The organism is Acinetobacter sp. 1424608 (assembly GCF_000588255.1).
GTDB lineage: Bacteria > Pseudomonadota > Gammaproteobacteria > Pseudomonadales > Moraxellaceae > Acinetobacter > Acinetobacter nosocomialis.
The window spans coordinates 208,646-234,738 of the sequence record NZ_JFXL01000002.1 but is presented as its reverse complement, the minus strand read 5'-3'; the positions used below and the strand labels follow the sequence as shown (position 1 = coordinate 234,738).

Below are 26,093 nucleotides of genomic sequence, written 5' to 3'. Positions count from 1 at the left end.
AGGATTTAGACCTTTGAACCGAGTATAGAAATAAATGCATCTATAGATTTAAATGCTTCATCATTGATTTTCCAAATTTTCTTTTGTTCAGAATAATGCATATCCTGTTCTGTATTGGGTGGAAATAACCCTGCCGTATTAATGTTTTTATCCTCAACAACCATACCATTATTGAAGAATACTAAATTAATCTTTGCCCAGTCATCGAAGAAGTATTCTTGTAATTGAGGAATAATTTTCTGTTTAAATATCGCGACTAAATGCTCTCGAGTTTGTTGTTTCTTCAAACTCATAAAGTTGGCATGACCAATACAATGATCTCGATCCAATAACACTTCGACACGGTGGTTTATTACCTTTAATAGCTCACCAATATTTAGACCTTCTACTTCTAAATCATCTAATAACTCTGGCTTTGGTGGCATTTCAATAAAGGTAAAACGACGGCGCAAAGCAATGTCTAAACCTGTTAAAGATCTATCAGATGAATTCATTGTGCCAATGATGTAGACATTACTTGGTACAGAAAACTCTTCTTTTGAGTATGGCAATGTTACTGATAGTTCTTCCTCAGCACCTTGACGTTTAGAGTCTTCAATTAAAGTAATGAGTTCACCAAAGATACGTGCAATATTGCCTCGGTTGATTTCATCGATGATGAGAACATAAGGTTTTATTTTTTCATTAGTATCTGAATATTGAACTTCTGAACGTAGAGACTTTGCAATTGCCCATTCATAGCTCTTTTGATCCACAATTATTTCATTTTGTGTTTTCAAGTAATTACGAATATGCCTAAAAGATAATGGAATATTACTACCCGAAGATGTAAGAGCAAATAACGTCCCTGCTGAATTACTTGATACTTTAATTTCTGCACCACGTTTAGTATAAAACTTCTTTTCCTCAGTTTTAGCCTGAGTAATGAGCTTATCAATCGCACTATTTATACTCGCTTCAATCGGTGCTAAGACATTATTTTGGTTCGCATCTATTTCTGTTTGTGCATCCTCACAAACCTCCTTAAATACACCTGGTTTTACTTCATAGCGTAACTGCCCCGAGCCATCGGTTTCCGCTCGAATCCCTTCTATAAAATCTTCATAGCTAAAACTTTGGTGGAATGTGACAAATTTAATGCGCCCTTCATTTTTATATTTATCAAACAAGTCTTTTAGGCTTGTTCTACCACCTAGTTGCCTTTCTAGTTTTTCAATTTCTGTTAAATCTTTGTCTTCTAAAATTGCTAAAGCATGGTTAATAGTATTGTATGTTTTACCCGTACCTGCAGCACCAAATAAAATACGGTTTAAAGGTTGTTGAGCCATGACTTCTTCCATTAATTCTTCAATTTGCTGTTTATTTTGTTTGTTATCCAAATAGGCTTTTCTGACCCTCGCAAAAAGTTTTTCCACATATGGGAAAAATGCTTTTTCGCCCCGATCTTCCAATAAAATTGGTAAAAACTCTGGTAGTGGTAATTTTGGATATAAGTGGTCATAACCAATACGTTTAGAATTGACCTTACTTACAATCGGGATAATGCAAGGATCATTAAAATCTTGATATAAGAATGCAATCATCCATTTGAGACCTTTAGAAAACTGAATTTGATCAATTGCGTTTAAGTCACGGCGCTGAACAGCATCTACAATATCAAGTATTTCCTGTTTGAGGGTTTCAAATGCTAACCCTGCATCATTCCCTAGTCGTTTATGCCATGAATATGGCTTCTCATTATGATATTTATCATCCTTTCCTAAGCTGATTGGCTCCCAGATATCAAAATAGTTGGCAAAGGTAGGATTACCTTGTGTTGGATCAAAACTGTCAATCTGAGCAATGAAACAGTCTTTATTTTGGGCTTGATGATAATCTTGTATAGATAAATTCTTTAAACCTTCAATTGGCCAAAGCGTTAAAAATTGCTGTACCTTTTTCTCAAGCGCTGTGGTCTGCTCATCACTTTGTTCATACCAATCACAAAGCTTTTCTAAATCATCAAGTGTACCCACAATAATAGAATACGTTTTATTACCCAGCATCAATGATTTGGCATGTGTGGACAAATGATGATTTCGAGTATCGGCTTCTAAATAGGCTTTTTTAATTGGTAATTTAAGTTCTATCGGTGGTTCTGCATCACAGAAAATTACAGGCGTTTTTGCTTTAGGATCTAATGCTAACTCTCGACCTTGAGATGTTTTAAACGCTGCTATATGTTTCGTGCTTGTATATGTATTTGGATATCTCTCATTCAGATAATCGACTGCATTTTTTGAATTAAAATTTGTCGCTACTTTCTCAGCATATATGTCCCACAAAAACATATTTAACCAAAATATATCTGTTTGACCTGATTCAAGTTCTACCTTTAATATCTCTCTAATTTTCTGAACTAAATATACATTCTTTACATACCAATTTTTCTCTCTGATTTCTTGAGGAAAATCTATGATTTGTTGAGTTGTTACATACTCAACGAATTGATGAAATTTATTACGATCAACAATTGTTGAAACATCTAAAGTACATGAAGCACATGCTCGATTGAATAATAAAGGTCGCTGAGTACTACCCAACTGAGTGAGTAATTGACCACCATAACTATTCAACGCTTTATATGTCTCTTCGTTAGGTTGTTGAATAAGTTTTTCTACAACATTAAGAAATTCCACATCCTGAATGATCTTATCAAATACTTCGTTTGCGAGATTTGATTGTCCTTTAGATGCAACCCCATTTGCATCATTTTTCAAAAGTTCACTTAAAAAATCAAAATCATTTTGGGCACTTAACTTATAACCATTATTCAGCTTTTGTTTTATTTCCTGTACCTTATTGAAGGTATTTTCATAATCTTTACGCCACCCCTTTCCATCACCAAATTCAATATAGTCATTAAACCATTGTTTAATTATTGCTGTGTTCACTTAAGCCTCTATATGTATTTCTATTTCGTATGTATGACAAAAATGAGAAGCTGAGTATCGGCTTGCCAACCTGCGCGTACCAGTTGTAAATCAATTAATTCAACTGATTGTCAAAATTTCTTGTACTGAGTTTATCGCCCAATAATTTGATGCGATGCATCTTGTTCTCGACCAAACTAAGATATGTTCATGTTGTCGCAGATTTGTCATAAATGGTATGAAAATAATGCCATTTTTTGCCAAAATTTCCAACTCTGCCAAGTTCTGAGTGCAATAAACAGGCATAAAAAAAGACTTATAAGCTACTAAATTGCTTATAAGTCTTTTATAAATTTTGGTAGGTATATCCAGACTCGAACTGGAGACCTCTACGATGTCAACGTAGCGCTCTAACCAACTGAGCTATACACCTAGAATGGAAAGCATCATATTCATTTTTCAAAAGCAAAACAAGAGATTTGCCATTGAAAAAAATACAAATGAGCAGACTTTGAGCAAACTCTTTTTCATTTCCCAAAAAGTAAAACGGTACATGGTTCAACCACATACCGTCTTTGGTTAGCCAAATATCAAGCTCAACTTAACATGGACATTTCTTCAAAGTACCCCCTGCCGATGGATAACGCACATCAACACAATGTCGATAGAAAGTCTTTGCATCCATAGGTGTTAAATCTGGATGATGGGCTTTCATATGCTCCAAATATGTTTGATAGTCCGGCACACCAACCATCAATCGGAAGCTTTGCTGTAAACGTTGCCACAAGGTTGCTATACGCGACCAGTTCTTTGGAGAAAGTAATAGCTCTTTTTGCGAGAGCACTGTCATTTTGATGATTTTCGCAATAATGACAGTTCCATTTTTTGCAAATTTAAAATTCATCTTTACTCTCCTCGAGTGGTAACCACTTCAGGATCGGCATATACCGCAGGTGCTTCATTTACAGTCGGTTTTGGACTCGCTAAAGCACGGCGAACAATACCAATTGAGGCAATAATCATGACAATCGAAACAATCATAAAGAAGCCACAAAGCGCAGCATTAATCTGATTCGACATCACAATGTTTTGCATCTCAGCAATAGTTTTGGCTGGTTTAATAATTTCACCACGAGAAATCGCGTCAGAGAACTTATGCGCTTGCGCCAAGAAACCAATTTTTGGGTTTTCGTGGAAAATCTTTTGCCAGCCTGCTGTCATACAGGTCACGAACAAGAAAATAGTCGGAATAATCGTTACCCATACATATTTTTCTTTTTTCATTTTAAACAGAATGACTGTACCTAAAATGAGTGCCATAGAAGCCAGCATTTGGTTACCAACACCAAATAAAGGCCATAATGAATTAACACCACCAAGTGGGTCAATCACACCTTGATAAACGAAGAAGCCCCATCCACCTACTGCAACCGCTGTACCAACTAAATTACCAAAGAATGAACCTGATGCTTTAACCGCAGGAATAACAATACCTACCGTGTCTTGCACCATGAAACGACAAGCGCGAGTACCGGCATCGACAGCAGTTAAAATAAACAATGCTTCAAACAAAATGGCAAAGTGATACCAAAATGCCATCATTTGGCGGCTATTAAAAATTTCAGAAATGATATGAGCCATACCAATAGCGAAGGTAGGTGCACCACCTGTACGTGAAAGAATCGAGCTTTCACCTACTTCTTGAGCCAACACTGTCAGCATTTCTGGGGTAACAACAAAACCTAAGTTACGTACAGCTTCTGCCGCAGTTTCTACAGTTGTACCGAGTACTGCCGCTGGCGCATTAATCGCAAAGTACACACCTGGGTCTAACACTGTCGCACAGATCATTGCCATGATCCCGACAAAAGACTCCATAAGCATACCGCCGTAGCCAATCATACGCATGTCAGCTTCGTTATCGACGAGTTTTGGTGTTGTACCACTAGAAACAAGCGCATGGAAACCAGAGATGGCACCACAGGCAATGGTAATAAATAGGAATGGGAATAAGCTACCTGAGAAAACTGGACCTGTACCATCAATGAAGTGGGTTACAGCCGGCATTTTCAATTCAGGTAATGCAATGATAATACCCACCGCCAAACCAAGAATCCCCCCGATTTTGAGGAAGGTAGATAAATAATCACGCGGTGCTAATAACAACCAAACTGGCAATACCGATGCGATAAAACCATAAATGATGAGACACCAAGTAAGTTGTGTACCCGTTAAAGTGAAGAACTCACCCCAGTACGGGTCTGCTGCAACATGTCCACCATAGACAATTGCCAGCATCATTAAAACAAAGCCAATAATTGAAACTTCTGCAATACGTCCCGGACGGATAAAGCGCATATAAACGCCCATGAACAATGCAATTGGAATGGTTGCTGCAATACTAAAGACACCCCATGGACTATGTGCAAGTGCTTTAACAACCACCAACGCCAGTACGGCAAGGATAATAATCATTACCCCGAGTGCGCCGAGCATCACCACAACACCAGCAAAAGAACCAAGTTCCTGCTTTGCCATTTCACCAAGTGATCGGCCATCACGGCGTGTTGAGATAAATAAAACTAAAAAGTCTTGTACTGCCCCCGCCAGCACAACACCGACCAATAACCAGATCGTTCCTGGTAAAAAGCCCATTTGTGCAGCCAGAATTGGTCCAACTAACGGTCCTGCCCCTGCAATTGCAGCAAAGTGGTGACCGAAAAGCACATATTTATTGGTGGGTACATAATCCAGACCATCGGCTAAACGATGTGCTGGGGTTAAACGTCTTGGGTTTAATTCAAATACTTTAGTTGCAATAAATAGACTATAAAATCGATATGCGATGCTATATACACATGCTGCAGCCAGTACAAGCCAAACCGCGTTAACATGTTCACCACGACTGAGTGCCAGCATCCCAAAAGAAATTGCACCTATAATTGCCACTAGGCTCCAGACCAGCTTGGAGGGAAGCGTAGATTTCGCTTGCATTGTGTCCATTCTTAACCTCTCAATAAATAACTACAGCATTTTTATATTGTTATGTACTGTTTCTCTTAATCCCTGTGACTCTACTCCTCCTTTTTCTTTTTTCCTCTTATACTTTCGCATAAAAAAAGGGATGATTTACATCATCCCTTCGATAATAGTTTATTTTTTAACTATTATGCACGCTCTAAATACTCACCAGTACGAGTATCTACACGAACGCTTTCTTCTTGCTGAACAAATAACGGAACACGAACAACCGCACCTGTTTCAAGCTTAGCTGGTTTACCGCCACCGCCAGATGTATCACCACGTACGCCCGGATCAGTTTCAACGATTTTTAATACAACGAAGTTCGGTGGGTTTACAGTTAAAGGTACACCGTTGAACAACATAATTGTACATTTTTCATTTGAATCGTCTTTTAACCATTTAGCAGCATCGCCCATTGCAGTTTTGTCTGCAGCGATTTGCTCAAAAGTTACAGGATCCATGAAGTTCCACATTTCACCATCGTTGTATAAGTAATCCATTTCAACTTCAACGATGTCAGCCGCTTCTAAAGAGTCACCTGATTTGAAAGTTTTTTCTAATACTTTGCCAGTTTTAAGGTTACGTAATTTTACACGGTTGAACGCTTGACCTTTACCTGGTTTTACATATTCGTTTTCCATGATAGAACATGGGTTACCATCAAGCATAACCTTAAGGCCAGCTTTGAAATCATTTGTAGAATAATAGGCCATGAAAGGCACACTCCAAACTTAACAAGTCAACTATGCGATATAATGCGTTGTTGCATTATCTTAATCGTGTCAAATGATAAACTATTTATACCAAGAGCAAAACTGGCAATCACAACTCAGTGACCTTATTACTGATCCTTCTGAACTGCTAAGCCTACTCGAGTTATCCTCAGATCAGCTATTATCAGGTGCGATTCTGGCTTCTGAAAAGTTTAAATTGCGTGTTCCTCGTGCGTTCGTCGGAAAAATGAACGCTAAAAACCCGCTTGACCCGCTTTTACTACAAGTATTACCTCATCATTTAGAGCTTGAAGAGCATCCTGAGTTTGTAACCGACCCTTTAGGTGAAGAAGCAGCCAACCAGTTACCGGGTGTTTTACATAAATATAAATCTCGTTTTTTACTGACCTTAACAGGCGCATGTGCTGTGCATTGTCGTTACTGTTTCCGTCGTCACTTCCCCTATCAGGAAAATCTGCCAAAAAATGATGATTGGCTCAATATTAAAAATTATATCGAAGCTAATCCTGATATTAATGAAGTGATTTTAAGTGGAGGTGACCCCCTTACGCTTTCTAATCGTAAGCTTGCACTTTGGCTAGAACGCTTATCATCTCTCAAACAAGTTAAGATTTTGCGAATTCATTCACGAGTTCCAATTGTCATTCCAAATCGAATCGACGAAGAGCTTATTTCTTTATTAAAAAACAGTAGGCTGCGTATTATTCTGGTGGTACACTCAAACCATGCTTCTGAACTCGATGACTTTACTTGTTCAAAGTTGATGGAGTTATCTTCGCACCACATTACTGTACTAAATCAGGCTGTATTGCTAAAAGGTGTCAATGATTCTGCTCAAACTTTGACTGATTTAAGTTATCGTCTATTTGAAGCTCGCGTTATGCCATATTACTTACACGTATTAGATAAAGTAAAAGGCGCACAACATTTTGATTTAATGCCATCTGAAATAGATGCGATATATCAAGACGTGTTAGCGAGCCTACCTGGATATCTGGTTCCTAAACTCGTCAGGGAAATTGCGGGCGAAAAGAATAAAACACCGCTTTTTGGGGCTACAACTTTTTGAGTTATATAATAAGTGATGATGAATAATGCACTTTCGGACATTTTTCACAATCAAACCTCACGTACCCGTGAACGGTTAAGCTTTTGTGAAGCCAACATTAAAGATCTTAATGAATGGGTCACTACCCTTTCTATTATGCAATTGGGTGATACTTCAAAAGCGCTATTTACCGCAATTTTGGAGTTAAATGAATTAAATTGCAGTGAAACGCTTCGCTTTGACTTAATTCAAACGCTTCACCCAACTATTAATAATGTTTTGGCAAGCTTAGAAAAAAACTTCTTTAACCAAGGGGTGATTAGTACCGACCGTAACGAGCATATTATTGAGCTGGCAATGCTGCTGCGTTGTTATTTTGCCAGCATTTATTTAAATATTGCACAGACCAGCCACGAGCAGCTACAAAGACAAAAGTTTTCTTTATTTTCTTTTAAACAAAAGAAAAACTTACAAACTGCGCGTATTTTGGCGACATTCCATGCATTGCAGCAACTCACCAACCTTTTATACCAACAGCATATGCTCTACAGCGAACCTGTAAAAGGTCAATGGTTAATTGCTCACCAGCTTTACGAAACAGCTGTTCAGTATAAATATCATTTAACCAATATTAATCATATTCAAGGTGTACAGCATCCGCTAGCCAATATTACACAGGCATATGCTCAGCTGATTTTATTAGATATTTTTAATACCAATCAGATTCGTCAATCAGAAATTCAGGCTTTGTTTCAATGTAGTTTTGACTGGGCACGCATGATTCAAATCTTGCCTAAAGACTCTGCTTTAACTAAATATGTAGTCGATCCGACTAAAGACCATCCGCCTGTATATAACAAAAAGCAAAGCTCAAATTTCAACCCAAGCATTTTCATTAGTACACAAGCCTTGCTTGAGCATGTAACTGCCACCATGCATAAAAATGCTCAATACATGTCTAAAAATGAAAAGATTTATTTGAGTCCAGCACTAAAATTCCACGTTCAAACCATTTTGGGTACCACAGCACAGCGCCGTCATGAACGTTATGAATACAATGCTGCATTGCAAATCTGTTTTGGCTTAAGTACTGCTCATTTTTATTTATCTAAAGCAAAAAACTTTGAAGAAACGCTACAGCTTAACAATAACTATAATCTACAAAGTGAATCGAAAGTTTTATCAAACTTAGAAAAAAAAGAGCAACAGACCAGCTCGTATCAGCGCTTGAGTCGTGAGAGCAAGACGATTTACCAAACTACAGTGCTTGATATTAGTGTTAATGGCTACCGTATTAAATGGTCTGGTGAAGCCCCTAAAAACTTAAGAACTGGCGAATATATTTTAGTCAAAGAAACGCTGCATGGTCAGTGGCGTGGCGGTGTGATTCGCTGGATTAAACAATCGACTGAAAAAAGTCTGGAGCTGGGTTTAGAAATTCTTTCGCAAGCCATGTTCCCTTGTGCCGTACATATTCAGGCAGAGCGCCATACTCGTAATTACCACCCTGCACTATTACTACAAACTCAAAACCTAGAAGAAATACAAAACACGCTTATTTTACCGGGGTCTCAAATTTTTAGAGAGCAACAAACAATTCATTTACGATTGGGGACAGAAGAAATCAAAGTGTATCTACTCAAAGCACAACTCATTACTCAAAGTTTTATTCAATTTCAATTTGAACTTTTGAATGAGCAACAACAACATCTGCTTGATCAGTTCATGCTGAAAAAGAATAGTAACGCGAATAACCAAGATTTATGGGAAGCATTAAAGTGAGAAACTCTTTACTATCTAAAAAGTTAAAACGTACTGAAATACGTTTACTCATTATTGATGATAACCAGTTACGTTATAACCAAATTTTAACTTTATTATCGGGGAATGATTATCAAGTTAATGCCTTATTACTTGATGATTTAAAAAGTTTTGAAAAGCAGTTAAATACATCGTGGGATGTCATTATTTTTGGCCGTGCGTACGATCTGAAAATTGAACAAACTCTCTCCCTTGTTCAAGCCTCAGAACAGCCGCAGCTTCCAATTTTACTTTTACAACCAGATGACTACCAATCATCGCAATATCAAAACTATATTCAAAAAGGTATTTATGATGTAGTTCCATTAGAACCTTTGGACTATTTCTATATTACGCTTGTTCGAGCGCTTTCATATAGCCGCCTTTTACAGAAAGAACAGCGCCTTTTGGCTGAGCTTGATACCATTCATACACATACGCAAACACTGGTCGATAGCAGCCATAAAGCGGTCGCTATTTTTCAAGAAGGTATACATATTAAGGCAAATACCGAATATTTGAATCTTTTTGGTTTCCAGCAAGAAGAAGATATTATTGGTTTGCCGATTTTAGATGTCTTACAACCTAACGATTTAAATATTTTTAAACAACGTTTTAAGAAAATTTCTTTAGGCCAGTTTGATCAAGCACGTTTCGAAATTCAAAGTCAGCATCAAGCTATTTCTGGTAATAATGCTTTAAAACTGGAATTTATTCCGAGCCAAGAAGAAGATGCTGTACAACTGACCATCGACTATCAAGTTGATTTAAAAACACTAGCAAATACAGCACTAACAGAGAAAACGACTGGATTAAGTGCAGCTTGGCCACAGATTAATCGTCATTTATCGACCCACCCTGCCCAAGCAAATGCTCTAGTTCTATTTAGACTTGCACAGTGTCCAGAACGACTTTTTCAACAAGGTTGGCAAACTTTAGGACTTTATTTCAATCAGCTACATGGTTTTTTAAAAGACCATGCTCAGATGCCAATTTTCCAAGTCGACTTGGGCAGTTATGTCGGGATTTTACAAGCTGAAAATAGTACGGTTTTAAATTCTCAGTTGACGAGTTTACAAACTTTGCAGAAAGAACACTTGTTAAAAGTGAATGAGCAAAACTTTTCGGTACAGTTAAAACTTGGCTATGCTCCGCTTAACCAACCATTAACTGAAACTACATTTAGTTCATTACTTAATGAAGCTGAAAAGCAGAACCTACCTCAAGTTACCCCTAAGCTTGAAATAACGCCTATTGTAGAAAAACCAGTTTCGCCGAGCATTGAAGCTGTTCCTCTTGATTTAACGATTGAGCACTTTGAGGTGACTTCGCAGTCTTCTTTGCTACAGCAGTTGAAACAAAAATTAGCTAAAGGTGAGATACATCTTAAGTATCAGCAAATTTACGATAAACATGATGAAGAAACTCATAACTATGAAGTGACGAGTGGCTTTATTGCAGACGAACAATGGCATGATTTAAATGACTTAGCTGAATTAAAAGAAGATGCTGAACTATCAATTCAACTAGATCGCTGGATATTAGTAGAAGCCTGTAAACAGCTTCATAATTTCATTGCTCAGTATCCTAAAGCAAGGCTCATTATTAACCTTAATATTGATATTTTGCTGAAAGATAAAACCTTCCCTGAGCTGATTTCCAAACTGCTTACTATCATTGGTAGTAAACTTGAATGTCCTTTGATTTTGCAATTTTCGGAACAAGCTCTTCATCACTACCTTCCAACAGTTCAACCGCTGATTGGTCGTTTACGTCAACATGGTGCAGAAGTTTCAATCCGAGAATTTGCTTCTTCTATATATAGCGATTCAATTTTACAGCAGCTTGATATCCAGCTTGTAAAACTGCAGTCTAGCAAAACTGATCTATTAAGCTCAGACCAAGGACTCAATAGCTTGCAAGAAAAAGTATTGAACTATTTGACTGTAAAACCAATTGGAATTTTATTAGCTAACTTAAATGACATGAATCTGTTTGCTAATGCATGGAATGTGGAAACACGTTTCTTACAAGGTGATTATTTTCAGAAGAAGCTTGATCGTTTAACAGATGTGCAAGACCAGTAATGGTCTTGTACGCTAAAAACAAAAAAACGGGCATAAGCCCGTTTTTTTGTTTCGTTTTGAAGTATTAACGCTTGATAGAGCGAGACATACCCGCAAAACGTTGTTTGAATTTGTCGATACGACCACCAGTGTCTACATTCTTTTGTTTACCAGTGTAGAAAGGGTGGCAAGCTGAACATACGTCAAGGTAAATAGTTTCTTTACCTAAAGCAGAACGAGTTTCGATTACGTTACCGCATGAGCAAGTTGCAACTAATTTTTCATATTTTGGGTGAATATCGGCGCGCATCGTCGATTACTCCTAATTGAAGAAAGGCTTAAGCTGTCATCGCAATTGATCACTCTCAATTAAATTGAGGAAAGCTTTTTACAAGCAGATCAACACCACAACAGACCATTCTTTTGGCCCACCGAAACCTCTAGGGTTAGAGCTAAGCACAACAAGTGGACAGTATTATACGCCATATAATTTTTTTTTGCGAATTAATCTTGGGATTTAGCCCAGTAATTTGCGATTACTCCACACACCATTAACTGTATTTGGTGAAATATCATAATTGGCAATACAATCATTCCTAAAGGCTGACCAATAAATAAGATTTGTGCCATTGGTACACCACTTGCCAAGGTCTTTTTTGAACCGCAAAAGAAAACAGTAATCTGATCGGCACGACTAAAACCAAAAGCACGCGGTAAATACAGGGCAAGCAACATAATAATAGTCAGTAATACAGAGCAAGCGAGCGCCAAAAGAAGTAAGGTTTTCCAGTTTACTTGATGCCAAAGTCCAGCAACCACCGCCCCACTAAATGCGCCATACACCACCATCAAAATTGAGCCTTGATCGAACGCTTTTACAATACTTGGTACTTTTGCCATATATGGAAAAACATAAGGACGAAGCAATTGCCCTAAAACAAATGGTACCAATAACAACAGCGTAATTTCTATAATAGATGATGTTGGATCAAAGCCATGCTGACTTTGTCCTAAAATAAAGAAACTCACTAAAACTGGTGTAATGAACATGCCAACCAAGTTTGAAAAAGATGCACTACATACCGCCCCTGCTACATTTCCTTTTGCCACTGAAGTAAATGCAATAGAGGACTGAACCGTAGAGGGCAAGAAACACATAAACAGAAAGCCCCAATAGAGCTGCTGTCCCAATAAAGGTAAAAGAATAGGTTTAGCCAATAAACCAAGGGCAGGAAAAATAAAGAACGTAATTGCAAATACCAGCAAGTGCATTTTCCAATGCAAAATACCTTCAATGACTGCCTCACGAGATAACTTAGCACCGTGCAGGAAAAATAAAATTGCAATCGCGACTGTAGTTAGTGTATTGAAATACTGCGCAGCTTGACCACTGACTGGAAAAAATGTTGCTAGTAGCACCATACCAACTAACAAAATTGTAAATCGATCAAGTGCCAAGAACTTCAGCATGTTCACATCCTATGATTATTTTAGACAAATAAAAACCCAGTTGATAAATTGACCATTTGGTCAAGCCTTCATCATACTGGGCTATAAAAATAAAGCTAGGCTTTTAAGACCTAAATCTTAAAGCGCCTGAGTCAATTACTTAATTATTTCTAGCGTTTGCATCTTGCTGAATGAGTTCGATTTTATAGCCATCTGGATCTTCAACAAACGCAATCACTGTTACACCACCCTTCATTGGGCCTGCTTCACGCACAACTTTACCACCACGTGCTTTGATTTCTTCACATGCTTTGTAAGCGTCTTCGACACCAATCGCAATGTGACCATAGGCATTGCCTAAATCATAACTTGATGTATCCCAGTTATGCGTAAGTTCAAGCACGGTATTATTTTCTTCATCGCCATAACCAACAAATGCTAGTGTAAAACGACCTTCTTCATAATCACGCTTACGAAGTAACTTCATCCCTAATACTTCGGTATAGAACTTTAAAGATTGTTCTAAATTGCCTACTCGCAACATTGTATGAAGCATTCGCATATATTTATCTCCAGAAAACCTTCATTCCGATGCTTGTTTAGCCAATAACTTACTTACCCAAATTACAAGTAGTAAAATTGGTAATCCCATCAAGAACGTAACCGTAAAAAAGCCAGAATAGCCTATATGATTTACTATTGTACCTGAGTATCCGCCAATAGTTTTAGGCAGTAATAACATTAATGAACTAAAAATAGCGTATTGCATAGCTGTAAAAGATACACTTGTTAGACTTGAAAGAAATGCAATAAAAACAGCTCCTGCCAGACCCGAAGCTAGATTATCAAATATGATTCCCATAACAAGCCATGTCTTACTGTAAGGTACAACTACTTTTCCTTTCAATTCGATATCAATATTCTTATCAATCGGAATCGCTGGGATATCTGATAAACTCATACGATATTCAGGTTGGATTTCTGATAAATTTTTTTGATAAGTATGAGTCTGAACTAAAGTCTTCGTTTGCCCATTAACCTCATAATTTGCCTGCACACTTATTGCATCAAGCTTAGCAAGTTCTGTCCCTGAAATAACTGCATTCCAGTCACTATTCTTAATTTTACCTTCTACTTTAACTTGTGGATTTAATAAAATATTTACAGATTTTATTTGACTATTTTTCGGCAAATTTAGCAAAGTGCCATGGAGGATTATATCTTTTGCCAACTCATCTTTATATACAAGATTATCACCCCCTATAGCTTGGATATAAATCTCCGGTTTTGGCTCATTTTTGTATAGTTTTAGTGGAATAGTTATTTTTAAAGGTTCAATATACCCTTTAGGTTGCGAAGCAATAGAAACTTCTGCTTGGGTTGTTAAAGTATTACTTGGAAATTTTAAAGACCAGTTCCCAACTTCATCAGGGTTTGCGGTATATACCTGATCACCAATATTAACCTGAACCTCTTGCATAGAAGCACCAGATTTGACTAAACCAACAAAAATTAAATTAGTTGTGCTCGCTAAAATTGCTCCTAACAACATCATTTTCATGACGTTATAACGCTGAGCTAACATCCCTCCGAGAAATCCACCTAATATTACAAAGAAAATCGCAAAAAACTTATTAAACCAAGCAATTTCTTCTTTATCAAAATTTAAATCTAAATAAAACAGATTAGCCATTACCCCAGCAACGACATCTGAAATACGATAGAAACCTATTAATAATAAAATTGCTAAAGCTACTTTTAATCCATATCGCTTAAAAAAGTCTAGTAAAGGTGATAACCATGTTTCTACAACAATTTTTTTATTAATTAAACCAAATTTAATTAAACCCAGAATAACAATAACAGCAATTGAGATACTAATTAAAAACTTAATAACTAAAAGTATAAAAGTTAAAAAAGCATCTTCGATAGAAAATGAATCAAAAATTAAACCGATTTGATAAAAACTAATTCCAAAAACTATGGTTGAAATAACAAAAACCGCAAATAACTGGACATAATCTTTTGCATGATAATGATGTTGTAGGCGCTTAACTACAGGTTCATGGATGAGTAAAGTTGTAATAATTCCTATAATCATCAAACCAGCCATTAATAAATAGGTGGTTCGCCATGCTTCATAAATATAATTACCAACTGCTGTTCCCAAAGAGGCAGCAAATAATAGTGCACCTAATTGAGTAATAATTGTAGCAGTGCGATACCCTGCATTATAGGTTGAAGCTAAAACAGTTTGTATATTTGGGTCTTCAGTTAATTCGATACGGTAAGCATCCACAATAATATCTTGTGTTGCTGAAGAGAAGCCAAGAAAAATAGCAGCCCCTGCCATAATCGTTAAATTTGAGAATGAACCGAAATCAGATGTGTTGGGTAATGGATTTGTAAATGCCATCATACAAATTGCACAAATTACCAAAAGTTGTGATACCAACAACCAACTACGTCTTAGGCCCATTCTTCTGGTTAGATATGGCAAGGGTAACTTGTCTATTAGCGGCGCCCAAATAAACTTAAATGAATAAGCCAAAGCTGCCCAAGAGAACATTGTAATAGTACTTCGGTTAATTCCAGCCTCAGTCAACCAAAATGATAGAGTTGAAAAAATTAGAAAAATTGGAATTCCCGATGAAAAACCCAAAAACAACATAATGATTGCACGGCGATCCAAGAAAGCTTTAAAAGAACTTTTCCACCCTTTCGATTCAGAAATCATTCGTTTTTTATTTTCCATAAATTATAAATGCGTCTATTCAATCGCTTCTTACAATTGCTTTCAAGATTCTTTCTGCAATCAAGTTTTGTTTTGGTGATAAAAGCAGCAAGTTTGCTTGATATTTTATGCTAAACCTGTATACCTTTAATCTTCAACCTTCGTTTTCTTTTGCTGGATATCAACAGTGACACAAAAACTTGATCAAGTGACAACTTCAACTTTATCACTCGCTAAAACAAACACCACAAACGTCACAATAAATGCATTTCCTTCAGCTTTTGAGCAACCTGATATAAAAATGACTTTGGATAAAACAGCCTTAAAACCCGAACAACTTACGCATATTCCAAATTTTGAAAATATTCCAGCCTCAACAAAACGTATAAAACCGCTTAATAACTTTTTAGGACAAGATCGTGCCAAAGCTTCAGTAGAAGCCGGTATTTCTTTACCCTACTCTGGTTATAACATTTTTGCAGTAGGAACGGCAGGTTTGGGTAAACGCACCATGATTAAGCGTTTACTACAACAACATGCGAAAACAATGCCTACTCCAGATGATTGGGTATATGTTTATAACTTTAAGCAAGCGCGTCAGCCAATTGCGCTACGCTTCCCTGCCGGGCAAGGAACCAAGTTTCAACATACTCTTCATCAAACTTGGCAAATTATTTTAAAACAGCTTGAACGCCGTTTTAGTGCTGAGACTTATCATAACCGTATTGAGCGAATTCGTCAGGAAACTGGAGATGAGCAGCAAGAAGCGCTTGTTGAGTTAACAAAAGAAGGCGAAGAGCTCGATTTAAAATTAATTTCTCGAAATGAGAAGCATGGTTTTGTGCCTGTCCAAGTAAAAAATGATCAGGTTCAAGAACTGACCCAAGCAGAAATTGATGCTTTAAATAGTAAACAGCGTGCTGAAATCGCGGCGAATATTCGCTATATGGATAAAAAGCTTGAGCGTCTTGGTTTGCATTTAGGCGATTTAGAAGACGATGCACGAGACAAAGTCTCTGTTTTGAATCGAGACATCGCGACTCAAGTGGTTATGCCACGAATAGATTTAATTTTGAATAAGTATGGTCAAGTTAAAGGGCTTGAAGATTATTTAAAACAATATGCACAAGATGTAATTGACAATGTTGAGCTCATTTTAGAGCAAGAAGAAGATGACTTTGCTCCTGCTATGTTCAATCGTGTACCAGCACGTTATCAAGCAAATGTAATTGTTCCAAATAAACCAAACAGCGGCGCACCGGTTATTTTTGAAGATTTCCCAACCCACTACAACTTGCTTGGTCATGTAGAACAGCTTACGCACAACGGTACAATTACCACAGATTTCACACTCATTCGCCCAGGTGCTCTACATCAAGCGAATGGTGGTTTTTTAATGCTTGAAGCCGAGCAATTACTCGAACAGCCTTATGCATGGCAGGGTTTAAAACGTGCCTTAAAATCAGGTCAACTCAAACTCTCTTCTCTTGAACATATGTTGACGTTAACAGGTTCTATCTCGATAGAACCTGCTGCTGTTCCACTTGATATTAAAGTGGTTCTTATGGCAGAACCTGAGATTTATTATGAAATTTTAGAAGTAGAACCAGAGCTTGGTAGTGTATTTAAAATTCGTGCAGATTTTACCGATACATTACAACGTAATGACGAAAATGAACAAGCTTACATGCAGCTAATTGCTGACTATGTACAAGCAGATAAACTACTTCCATTTGATCGTAGTGCTTTAGCAGCTTTACTTACCGACTCAAGCCGTCAGGCGGAAGACCAAAGTTCACTATCATTACATGCTTCAACTTTGGGTGATCTCATTCGCGAAGCACATCATCATGCATTTAAAGCCAATGAAAAGATTGTAACTGACCAGCACATTAACCTTGCACTACAACATAGACAATATCGCTTAGGCTATTTAAGAGAGCTTTACTGGCAAGATCTGTCGCGTGGAACTCAGTTAATCGAAACTTCGGGCCACCGTTTAGGCCAAATCAATGCCCTCTCCGTTATTCACTATGCAGATGTTGAGTTTGGTTTACCTTCACGTTTGACTGCCTCAGTTTATCAAGGCGGTGGTGATATTCTTGATATTGAACGTAGTGTAGAACTAGGTGGTTCACTCCATGCCAAAGGTGTGTTGCTCATGTCTAGCTTCTTGAAAGCTCACTTTGGCCGTGAACAGATTTTACACTTCTCTGCCGCGCTTGCATTTGAACAAAGCTATGGGCAAGTCGACGGTGACAGTGCAACGGTTGCCGAGCTTTCTGCATTAATTTCTGCAATTAGCCAAATACCAATTGATCAATCATGGGCAATTACCGGTTCTATGAATCAGTTAGGCCAAGTTCAACCAATTGGTGGTGTAAATGCAAAAATTGAAGGCTTCTATGATGCTTGTAAATTACAAGGTTTAACTGGCAAACAGGGTGTCATTATCCCACGTCAAAACATGCAACATTTGATGTTACGCCAAGATGTAATTGATGCAGTAAAAGTTGGTCAGTTCCATATTCATGCGATTGATACGATTGACCAAGCACTTGAAATTTTAATGGCTCGTCCAGTCGGTACACTTGATAAAAAAGGCAAGTACAGTAAGCACTCTATTTATGCGGCTGTAATGGAGCAACTTGAATATTGGCAAGCCATTGAAGATGGTGCAGAAATTGAAGAGGAACCAAAGAAGAAAAAGAAAAACAAGAAAAAAATCAAAAAGCATGAAGAGCTCACAGCTGATGATCTTCCACAAGAGACTCAAGAAGAAGTTGCGACTCTGAAGCAAAAATAGCACTAAGTAAAAAAAGGGCTTGTAATCACAAGCCCCTTTTTATGAATAAGGTAAAATTAGCGAACAATTTGCATGGCCCTTCCGCCAGCCAATTGACTAAAATACTGTTTAAGCGCTTCAACACAACGCTGAATCTTCATTGGCTGTTGATCGTGTTTGGCGATCTCTGCATATAAAGTGAAAGCTGGAAGTTTCCAATCTGGAAGAATTTCAATTAAAGAACCAGCCTTCAATTCTTTTTGAGCATCTAAATATAAAATTCTAGCAATACCATGTCCTTGCTGACATAAGGCTTTAGCAACTTGCAAATTATTACTTTGCAAACGGCTTACCATCTCAATATTTAATTTTTCACCTGTTTTAGCATGCTGGAAGTTAAAAGTGCGTGATTCGTTCATTGCATTGATAGAAAGCAACTCATGGTTGTTTAAATCATTGGGATGCAAAATCGGGCTTGATTGATTGAGATAGCTGGGAGAGGCTACCAAAATCTGATCGACAAAAGCCATAGGAACTACAGAACTACTCTCTTCTACTGGCGTAGAGCTCATACGTACTGCAATATCAATTCGCTCTTCAATTAAGTCGATATAACGATGCCCCACTTCAAAATGAACAGATAAACCGCGATGGGCAGACATCCAGTGAGATAAAGCAGGAATAATGTGCTGAACTGCTAAGTCTGGGGTTGTTGCAATACGCAAATCACCAATCAAGTCATCTCGCAATTCATTGATTCTGATTTTGCCTCTTTCTGCTGCTGCCAACATTTCTTGGCAACTTGAGAAAAAAGCCTGTCCAGCCTCTGTCAAACTAAGTTTTCGAGTAGAACGGTGTAATAAAATTACATCCATTTCATTTTCAAGAGAACGTATTTGCTGACTGACAGCACTTGTTGTAATGCCTAATTCACGTGCCGCACCACTAAATGAACTTTTTTCAACCACACAAGCAAAAACACCCATCGCACGAAGCTGATCTAACATAGGTTTCCTCAAATCTAATTCTAAATTTATAAAAAATGCTTATTGTTGTAATGAAAGCAACCAATTACATTATACGAGGAAACCTATATTTATTGCATTAGCTAATTTGGTAAAAGATTTGCCGGATTGATTGGTTTACCGTCAAGGCGAATTTGGAACTCAAGCATGACACGAGAAGCCCCTGAAGACCCCATTTCAGCAATCTTTTGGCCTGCGGTTACATTGTCTCCACTCTTCACCATCATCTTGCTATTGTGGGCATAGGCACTGATATAGCCATCAATATGTTTGATTAAAACGAGATTACCATATTCTTTTAAACCATCGGCTGCGTATACAACTTGACCGTCAGCTGCCGCATAAATAGGATCACCTTGGTTACCACCGTAACGAATTCCTTTGACATTATTCGCCAAATTAAATCCTTGGATAACCGGACCATTATTTGGTTTCACCCAACGCAAGCTTGAACTTGGAATTGAAGCCCCTACGCTAGTATTGGTTGTTGGTGCAACTGTTCTTGGCGGCGGTGTAGTAACCGTTGTTGTTGGCGGAGTTGTGGTTGTCGGTAATGCAATTGTTTGGCGCTTAATTGGCTCTTGTTGCGCCATGACTTGTGTCGACACGGTTTTTGGTGAAGAAGATTTTTTCAATCGTAATGATTGATTAACATAAATACGATATGGCGGAGCAATATCATTCATCTCTGCAATACTGAGATAGTCCAAACCATAACGCATTGCAATGCCACTTAAAGTATCACCTGAACGAACGGTGTAATAGTTAGGAGCCATTGAATAGCGAGAACTATTATTAATTTGTGGTTTAGAAGCACATCCTGCCATTGCAACAGTAAAACCTACAGCTACAGACAACATCATAATTTTCATTATATTGTCTCTTTGAATATGCGATCTGCTTTGTTGCCCAGTTAAATGCATCGATCTCCCTCACTAAATGCTACAAATCATTTCGGCTAAGAGTACCAAAAAAGTAAGAGGAAACATGTTCCTCTTTTTCTATATTCACAAAGTTATAACATTCGGGCCAAATTATTGACCCAAGCTTGCCTGCAAATCCTCTAAAACCGCATAGTTTGTTGCATCCATCTGAATTGGGGTCACACTCACAAAACCGTTTGCAACCGCAAAAAAGTCAGATTGAATCTGGCTAGCAATACGCTGCGGATCCGTAACTGCTTCACCTGCCAGACCAATCCAGTAAACCTGTCTTCCTCTTGGGTCGACATGACTTGTGATGGGTTTAGACTGAGCACGGCGTCCTTGATAGGTAATTTGTGTACCTTTCAACTGAGGTACATCCGGAATATTAATATTAAAAATATGTCGAGGTGGTAGCGCAGGTAAACCTTTGGCAATAAAGTCATGTACCCATTTGGCTGCTTGCGCATAATCATCTTTATGGTTATATGAACGCACATCAGAACCCGCTAAAGAAACCGCAATTGCAGGCTGTTTCATTAAGCGTCCTTCAAATGCAGCGCCGACTGTTCCCGAATACAGAACATCATCACCTAAGTTTGCACCACTGTTGATTCCACTAACTACCAAGTCAAATTCGAAATCAAACAATCCATTCATAGATAAATAGACGCAATCGGCTGGCGTTCCATTTACAGCCCATACATCTTCAGCAATTTGAATAGGACGTAAAGGGCGATCTAACGTTAACGCGCTCGAAAATCCACTTCTTTCACTTTCTGGAGCAACTACTACAACACGGCCTAATGGTTTTAACGCTTCAGCTAAAGCCTGTATACCTGGTGCAAATACACCGTCATCATTCGCAATTAGAATATTCACAAAAAATCTTTCTCGACAAATAAACCCGAAGGTTTTCTCAATTGAATTATTTGTTGAATTATATATATTTATGCCTCCATAGCATTATAAAATTGTGAAAAAATGAAAACTTTCGCTCCTTTTTTTCAAGTATTGGGGATCAGTATCACATTGTGTACGCAAACGGTTTTTGCTGATGAGGGTATCTCGACACAAGAAGCTGATAGCTTAATTAAAGATGACATTGCATCTACTCAAGTTTTACAAGAAATTTGCCCTAGTTTTGTTGGCGCAAATAAAAATCTTGAAACGAATACTAAAAAGATTATTGCAATGTACCTTGGTGGTTATTCCAATAAGTCAATTACCTTTTCTGCCCTACAAAATGATGCGGAATACAAGACACTTTTAAGTGAAGCTCGCCAAGCGGCAAAAGAAATGGACCACCATGAGCAACACGAACTTTGTCAAGAAGTGGTAAATTACAAAGATTAAGCTTATTTGACTCAATACGCTTTTCTTTGAAGGGTTTTCTGTTTATGTAAAGCAGAAAACCTACATAACAATACATTTTTTCCATTTTTTTAGCGTTTAAATTGTTTAAGCTATCGGCATATTTCAAATTTTTGTTTCAGGTTATCCATGTTTATGAAAAAAAGCTTAGTTCAATCACTTTCTGTTGTTTTACTCATGACAATGGCAACAGTGGGTTATGCTGCTGACAAGAAAAAAACAGCTGAAAAGAAAACTGAAAATGAAAATGTTGTTGAAGTTACGCCGACCAAAGGGACTACACCCGAAGAATTAGCAGCAATTCAAGTACTTTCTGAAATTTGTCCAAGTTTAATTGGCAAAAAAGATGCTGAATTTGCCCAAGGTTATGAGCGCCTTGTAAAAGATTATTTACCAAATGAAGCAGACCCAGTTGCAGCTTTAGAAAAACGTAGCAAAGACAAAAGTTTCAAGAAAGTCTTAAAAGAAGCACGTAATGATGCGAAAGCTGCTGGTAACGAGCAAAACAAGTTAGTTTGTCAAGACGTAAAAGCTTATCAATCGCAAAACTAAATTAGTTAAAAACTCTCTAGTTACAATACTGTTTGAAAAAGCCGACTTCCCCCATAGAAGTCGGCTTTGCTTTGTCCTAAAATGCTAGGTTCTTCTGCTTCACACAAGATATTGGAATTACCTAGAATGACTCGAAAAAGCGCTATTGCTGCACTCCTCCTCTTACCAAGTTTTTCTTATGCAGCAACTGTCTTATCAGCTCCGCCAGAATTAAATAATAAGTCTTATGTATTAATGGATTACGAGACAGGACAGATTCTCGCTTCTAAAAATGAAAATGAAAAGCTTGCGCCAGCTTCTATGACTAAAATGATGACAAGTTACATCATTGAACAAAAACTATTAAAAGGTGAGCTTACCGAGAATGAAAAGGTTCGTATGAACGAATCTGCTTGGTGTAAAGGAAGCAGCGCTGAATCATGTATGTATGTACCATTAAATGGTACTGCAACAGTTTTAGAAATGCTTCGAGGTATTATCATTCAGTCTGGTAATGATGCGTCAAAAGCAATGGCTGAACATATTGCTGGAAATGAAGGTACTTTTGCTCACCTCATGAATCAGGAAGCAAAACGTATTGGTATGACAAATACCCAGTTTATGAACTCTACGGGCTTACCTGCAGAAGGTCATTATTCAACTGCAAAAGATATGGCTGTTCTAGCTCAACATATTATTAAAGACAGCTCAAGATACTACCCAATTTACTCTGAGAAAGAATTTACATTTAACGGTATCAAGCAAGGTAACCGTAATGCGTTACTTTATACTGACCCAAGTGTTGACGGTTTAAAAACAGGCCACACAGATGAAGCTGGTTACTGCTTAACAACTTCAAGTAAACGTGGCCCAATGCGCTTAATCTCAGTTATTTTTGGTACTGACAGCGTTAATGAACGTGCTAACCAAACACGCGCGTTGTTGTCTTGGGGCTTTGCGAACTTTGAAACTGCAAATGTTCAACCTGCAAACCAAGTTCTTGCCAAAGCTAAAGTATGGTTCGGTAAAGAAAATGAAGTTCAAATTGGTTTAGCAGAGAACTTCAATGTCACTATGCCAAAAGGCAAAGCAGGTGGTATAAAAACTCAATTGGTTGTTCAACCAAATTTAAATGCCCCTCTTCAAAAAGGCCAAGTGGTAGGTAAACTTGTTGCAAGTTTAGATGGCAAAGTTATTGCTGAAAAACCTCTTGTTGCATTAAAACCAGTTGAAGAAGCAGGCTTCTTTGCACGCATGATCGACCATATCAAACAATTCTTTAGTAACTTATTCTAATTTTAGAATAGTTCGATTAAGCACTCATGCTATTAGCTTGAGTGCTTTTTTATTTTATACTTCTATTAAATTTTATTTTGATGCTTCTCATGACAAAAAACATCCGTCCTTATTTAGATCATCATCCACAAATTGATCCAAGTTGTTACATTGATGAAATGTCCGTGGTTGTCGGTGATGTTAAATTGGCCGAAAATGTTTCGGTATGGCCTTTTGCAGTCATTCGCGGAGATGTAAATAGTATTCAAATTGGTAAAAATAGTAATGTACAAGACCATTGTATGTTACATGTCAGCCATAAAAATGATGCTAAGCCTAATGGTTCGCCTCTTATTATTGGTGAAGATGTGACGGTGGGTCACCATGTGACTTTACATGGCTGTACTATTGGTAACCGCGTACTAGTCGGGATCAATACCGTCATTTTAGATGATGTTGTTATTGAAGATGATGTGATGATTGGTGCAGGAAGTTTAGTGCCACCTCGTAAAGTCTTAAAAAGTGGTTATCTTTATGTTGGAAGCCCTGTACAACAAGTACGCCCATTAACCGAAAAAGAATTGGCATTTTTACCTTATTCAGCAAGACATTATGTAAAAGTGCAAAATAACCATAAAGATAACCAAACCAATTAGTACATACTCAATTTTTCAAACGATAGAGCTTTTATAGTTCTCTATCGTTTGTAAGATCACCGTAGCCAAAAACCCCTAAATTTCGTATCATACGACTTTTAAATTCATGGTGCTTTTTTATGGCCGCATGGACTCCTCATGTCACTGTCGCTACAGTCGTAGAAAAAGATGGACGCTATCTTTTTGTCGAAGAACATAGCGAAGGTTTTGTACACACTGTGTTTAATCAACCTGCTGGTCATGTGGAATGTGGTGAAACGCTAATAGAAGCGGCTATTCGTGAAACACTTGAAGAAACGGGTCATCATGTTGATATAGATGCCTTACTTGGTATTTATACATATACCCCACCTATGTTTCCGGACCGTACTTACTATCGCTTCTGCTTTTTAGCACATGTCACTCATGTCGAAAGCGACCCAAAACTTGATACAGGTATTGTTTCTGCTGTCTGGATGACTCTAGATGAGCTTCAAGAATCTGCCCGCGCTCGTAGTCCTCTGGTCATTAAAGCGATTGAAGATGCCATAAAAGGACACCATTATCCTTTAGCTCTTATTTATGAGCACCCTTTCTCTCCCTCATTAACTTCTCATTTGGATGCCTAGTCCTATGCAACAACGTGTCATCGTCGGTATGTCTGGTGGCGTAGATTCATCTGTTTCTGCGGCACTCTTACTTCAACAGGGTTATCAAGTTGAAGGTCTCTTCATGAAAAACTGGGAGGAAGATGACGGCACGGAATACTGTACAGCAATGGAAGATTTAGCCGATGCTCAAGCAGTAGCAGATAAAATCGGTATTAAACTTCACACTGCAAACTTTGCGATGGAATATTGGGATCGTGTATTCGAACACTTCTTGGCTGAATATGCAGCTGGTCGTACCCCAAACCCAGACATCTTATGTAATAAAGAAATTAAGTTCCGCGCATTTTTAGACCATGCCATGACTTTAGGTGCTGACTTTATTGCAACAGGTCACTATGCTCGTCGTGCTGAAACTGCATATAACTCTAAAGGTGAAGCATATGCGCCTTTATTACGTGGTTTAGATAATAATAAAGATCAAACTTATTTCTTGCATGCAGTACATGGCCGCGAAATTAATAAAACGCTCTTCCCTGTTGGCGAAATTGAAAAACCGGAAGTTCGTAGAATTGCCGAAGAGCTGGACTTAGCAACTGCGAAGAAAAAAGATTCAACTGGTATATGTTTTATCGGTGAACGCCGTTTTAATGACTTCCTTAAACAATATTTACCCGCTCAACCAGGTAAAATTGTGCTGGATAATGGTAAAGAAGTTGGTGAACATCACGGTCTGATGTACTATACGCTCGGTCAGCGTGGTGGTATTGGTCTGGGCGGTATGAAAGGTGCAGCTGAAGGTGCATGGTTTGTACTTCATAAAGACGTTGCCAATAACCGTTTAGTTGTAGGCCAAGGACATGAACATCCACTTATGCAAAGTACGCAGCTTTGGAGTGAGTCTATTGACTGGGTAGCTGGTGAACAACATATTCCGGCTGAAGGATTACGTTGTACCGCTAAAACACGCTATCGCCAGCCTGATCAAGCTTGCACAGTGTTTATTGATGAAAATAGTGAGCATGGTGTTCGTGTTGAATTTGATGAACCTCAACGCGCAGTTACACCAGGTCAAAGTGTTGTATTTTATTCAGATGAAGTTTGCCTAGGCGGGGGTGTGATTCACCATACAAATGCCCCTACACCAAATTTTATTTAAGGGAATGAATG

General features: G+C 37.9%; 21 protein-coding genes and 1 tRNA gene. 10 read left to right on the top strand and 12 right to left on the bottom strand.

Annotated features, from left to right (window positions below):
- Positions 1–5: 5 nt before the first annotated feature.
- The 5 genes from J678_RS07775 to efp form a co-directional block, all read right to left on the bottom strand.
- Positions 6–2,933, bottom strand: a complete 2,928-nt coding sequence (locus tag J678_RS07775) for an McrB family protein (protein ID WP_017394301.1) — start codon at positions 2,931–2,933, stop codon at positions 6–8.
- Positions 2,934–3,268: 335 nt separating this feature from the next.
- Positions 3,269–3,345 (bottom strand) — tRNA-Val (locus J678_RS07770).
- Between the two features lie 168 nt (positions 3,346–3,513).
- Positions 3,514–3,816, bottom strand: a complete 303-nt coding sequence (locus tag J678_RS07765) for a YbdD/YjiX family protein (RefSeq protein WP_002052430.1) — start codon at positions 3,814–3,816, stop codon at positions 3,514–3,516.
- Positions 3,817–3,818: 2 nt separating this feature from the next.
- Positions 3,819–5,915 carry a carbon starvation CstA family protein gene (locus J678_RS07760; RefSeq protein WP_032027232.1) on the bottom strand — a complete coding sequence of 699 codons (2,097 nt, stop codon included), beginning with the start codon at positions 5,913–5,915 and terminating at the stop codon, positions 3,819–3,821.
- Positions 5,916–6,079: 164 nt separating this feature from the next.
- Positions 6,080–6,649 carry an elongation factor P gene (gene efp, locus J678_RS07755; protein WP_002052936.1) on the bottom strand — a complete coding sequence of 190 codons (570 nt, stop codon included), beginning with the start codon at positions 6,647–6,649 and terminating at the stop codon, positions 6,080–6,082.
- Positions 6,650–6,722: 73 nt separating this feature from the next.
- Between efp and epmB the strand changes: the two genes are divergently transcribed.
- The 3 genes from epmB to J678_RS07740 are packed head-to-tail and all read left to right on the top strand — an operon-like array spanning position 6,723 to position 11,605.
- The gene (epmB, locus tag J678_RS07750) at positions 6,723–7,739 is read left to right on the top strand and encodes an EF-P beta-lysylation protein EpmB (protein ID WP_002052728.1); all 1,017 of its coding nucleotides are present in this window, start codon (positions 6,723–6,725) and stop codon (positions 7,737–7,739) included.
- A 15-nt stretch (positions 7,740–7,754) separates the two neighbouring features.
- The gene (locus J678_RS07745; RefSeq protein WP_004707685.1) at positions 7,755–9,500 is read left to right on the top strand and encodes a hypothetical protein; all 1,746 of its coding nucleotides are present in this window, start codon (positions 7,755–7,757) and stop codon (positions 9,498–9,500) included.
- Positions 9,497–11,605 (top strand): EAL domain-containing protein, encoded by a 2,109-nt coding sequence (locus J678_RS07740; RefSeq protein ID WP_079377409.1) that lies wholly within the window; start codon positions 9,497–9,499, stop codon positions 11,603–11,605. The genes J678_RS07745 and J678_RS07740 overlap by 4 nt, the downstream gene beginning before the upstream one ends.
- 64 nt (positions 11,606–11,669) lie before the next feature.
- Here J678_RS07740 and rpmE read toward each other — a convergent pair whose 3' ends face one another.
- From rpmE to J678_RS07720, 4 genes are all read right to left on the bottom strand, one after another.
- Positions 11,670–11,894, bottom strand: coding sequence for a 50S ribosomal protein L31 (gene rpmE / locus J678_RS07735; protein ID WP_001200845.1), 225 nt, complete (start codon positions 11,892–11,894; stop codon positions 11,670–11,672).
- 194 nt (positions 11,895–12,088) lie between these two features.
- Positions 12,089–13,060, bottom strand: coding sequence for a bile acid:sodium symporter family protein (locus J678_RS07730; RefSeq protein WP_006580654.1), 972 nt, complete (start codon positions 13,058–13,060; stop codon positions 12,089–12,091).
- Between the two features lie 133 nt (positions 13,061–13,193).
- Positions 13,194–13,595, bottom strand: coding sequence for a lactoylglutathione lyase (gene gloA, locus J678_RS07725; protein WP_002052709.1), 402 nt, complete (start codon positions 13,593–13,595; stop codon positions 13,194–13,196).
- A gap of 21 nt (positions 13,596–13,616) precedes the next feature.
- Complete coding sequence (locus J678_RS07720) at positions 13,617–15,788, bottom strand: AmpG family muropeptide MFS transporter (RefSeq protein WP_025466200.1); 2,172 nt, start codon at positions 15,786–15,788, stop codon at positions 13,617–13,619.
- A gap of 166 nt (positions 15,789–15,954) precedes the next feature.
- On the opposite strand from J678_RS07720, the gene J678_RS07715 reads away from it, so the two are divergent.
- Positions 15,955–18,573 (top strand): Lon protease family protein, encoded by a 2,619-nt coding sequence (locus tag J678_RS07715; protein ID WP_017394306.1) that lies wholly within the window; start codon positions 15,955–15,957, stop codon positions 18,571–18,573.
- 56 nt (positions 18,574–18,629) lie between these two features.
- On the opposite strand, the gene J678_RS07710 is transcribed toward J678_RS07715, so the two are convergent.
- The 3 genes from J678_RS07710 to surE all read right to left on the bottom strand — a co-directional run bounded on the left by J678_RS07710 (position 18,630) and on the right by surE (position 21,382).
- A complete protein-coding gene (locus J678_RS07710) occupies positions 18,630–19,559 on the bottom strand; it encodes a LysR family transcriptional regulator (protein ID WP_002052792.1) in 930 nt (309 codons plus the stop codon).
- A 101-nt stretch (positions 19,560–19,660) separates the two neighbouring features.
- Positions 19,661–20,500, bottom strand: a complete 840-nt coding sequence (locus J678_RS07705; RefSeq protein ID WP_016804676.1) for a peptidoglycan DD-metalloendopeptidase family protein — start codon at positions 20,498–20,500, stop codon at positions 19,661–19,663.
- A 111-nt stretch (positions 20,501–20,611) separates the two neighbouring features.
- Positions 20,612–21,382 carry a 5'/3'-nucleotidase SurE gene (gene surE / locus J678_RS07700; RefSeq protein ID WP_002052561.1) on the bottom strand — a complete coding sequence of 257 codons (771 nt, stop codon included), beginning with the start codon at positions 21,380–21,382 and terminating at the stop codon, positions 20,612–20,614.
- A 102-nt stretch (positions 21,383–21,484) separates the two neighbouring features.
- Between surE and J678_RS07695 the strand changes: the two genes are divergently transcribed.
- From J678_RS07695 to mnmA, 6 genes are all read left to right on the top strand, one after another.
- Positions 21,485–21,856 carry an MCR_0457 family protein gene (locus J678_RS07695; RefSeq protein WP_004886002.1) on the top strand — a complete coding sequence of 124 codons (372 nt, stop codon included), beginning with the start codon at positions 21,485–21,487 and terminating at the stop codon, positions 21,854–21,856.
- Positions 21,857–22,003: 147 nt separating this feature from the next.
- The gene (locus tag J678_RS07690) at positions 22,004–22,426 is read left to right on the top strand and encodes an MCR_0457 family protein (RefSeq protein ID WP_002052886.1); all 423 of its coding nucleotides are present in this window, start codon (positions 22,004–22,006) and stop codon (positions 22,424–22,426) included.
- Between the two features lie 126 nt (positions 22,427–22,552).
- Entirely contained in the window at positions 22,553–23,701 is a 1,149-nt protein-coding gene (dacC, locus tag J678_RS07685; protein ID WP_002052555.1) for a D-alanyl-D-alanine carboxypeptidase PBP5/6, read from the top strand.
- Between the two features lie 89 nt (positions 23,702–23,790).
- On the top strand, positions 23,791–24,336 hold the full coding sequence (locus J678_RS07680; protein WP_004707665.1) for a gamma carbonic anhydrase family protein: 546 nt from the start codon (positions 23,791–23,793) through the stop codon (positions 24,334–24,336).
- 119 nt (positions 24,337–24,455) lie between these two features.
- Positions 24,456–24,944, top strand: coding sequence for an NUDIX hydrolase (locus J678_RS07675; RefSeq protein WP_004707663.1), 489 nt, complete (start codon positions 24,456–24,458; stop codon positions 24,942–24,944).
- A gap of 4 nt (positions 24,945–24,948) precedes the next feature.
- Positions 24,949–26,082, top strand: a complete 1,134-nt coding sequence (mnmA, locus tag J678_RS07670; protein WP_002052965.1) for a tRNA 2-thiouridine(34) synthase MnmA — start codon at positions 24,949–24,951, stop codon at positions 26,080–26,082.
- Positions 26,083–26,093 lie beyond the last annotated feature (11 nt).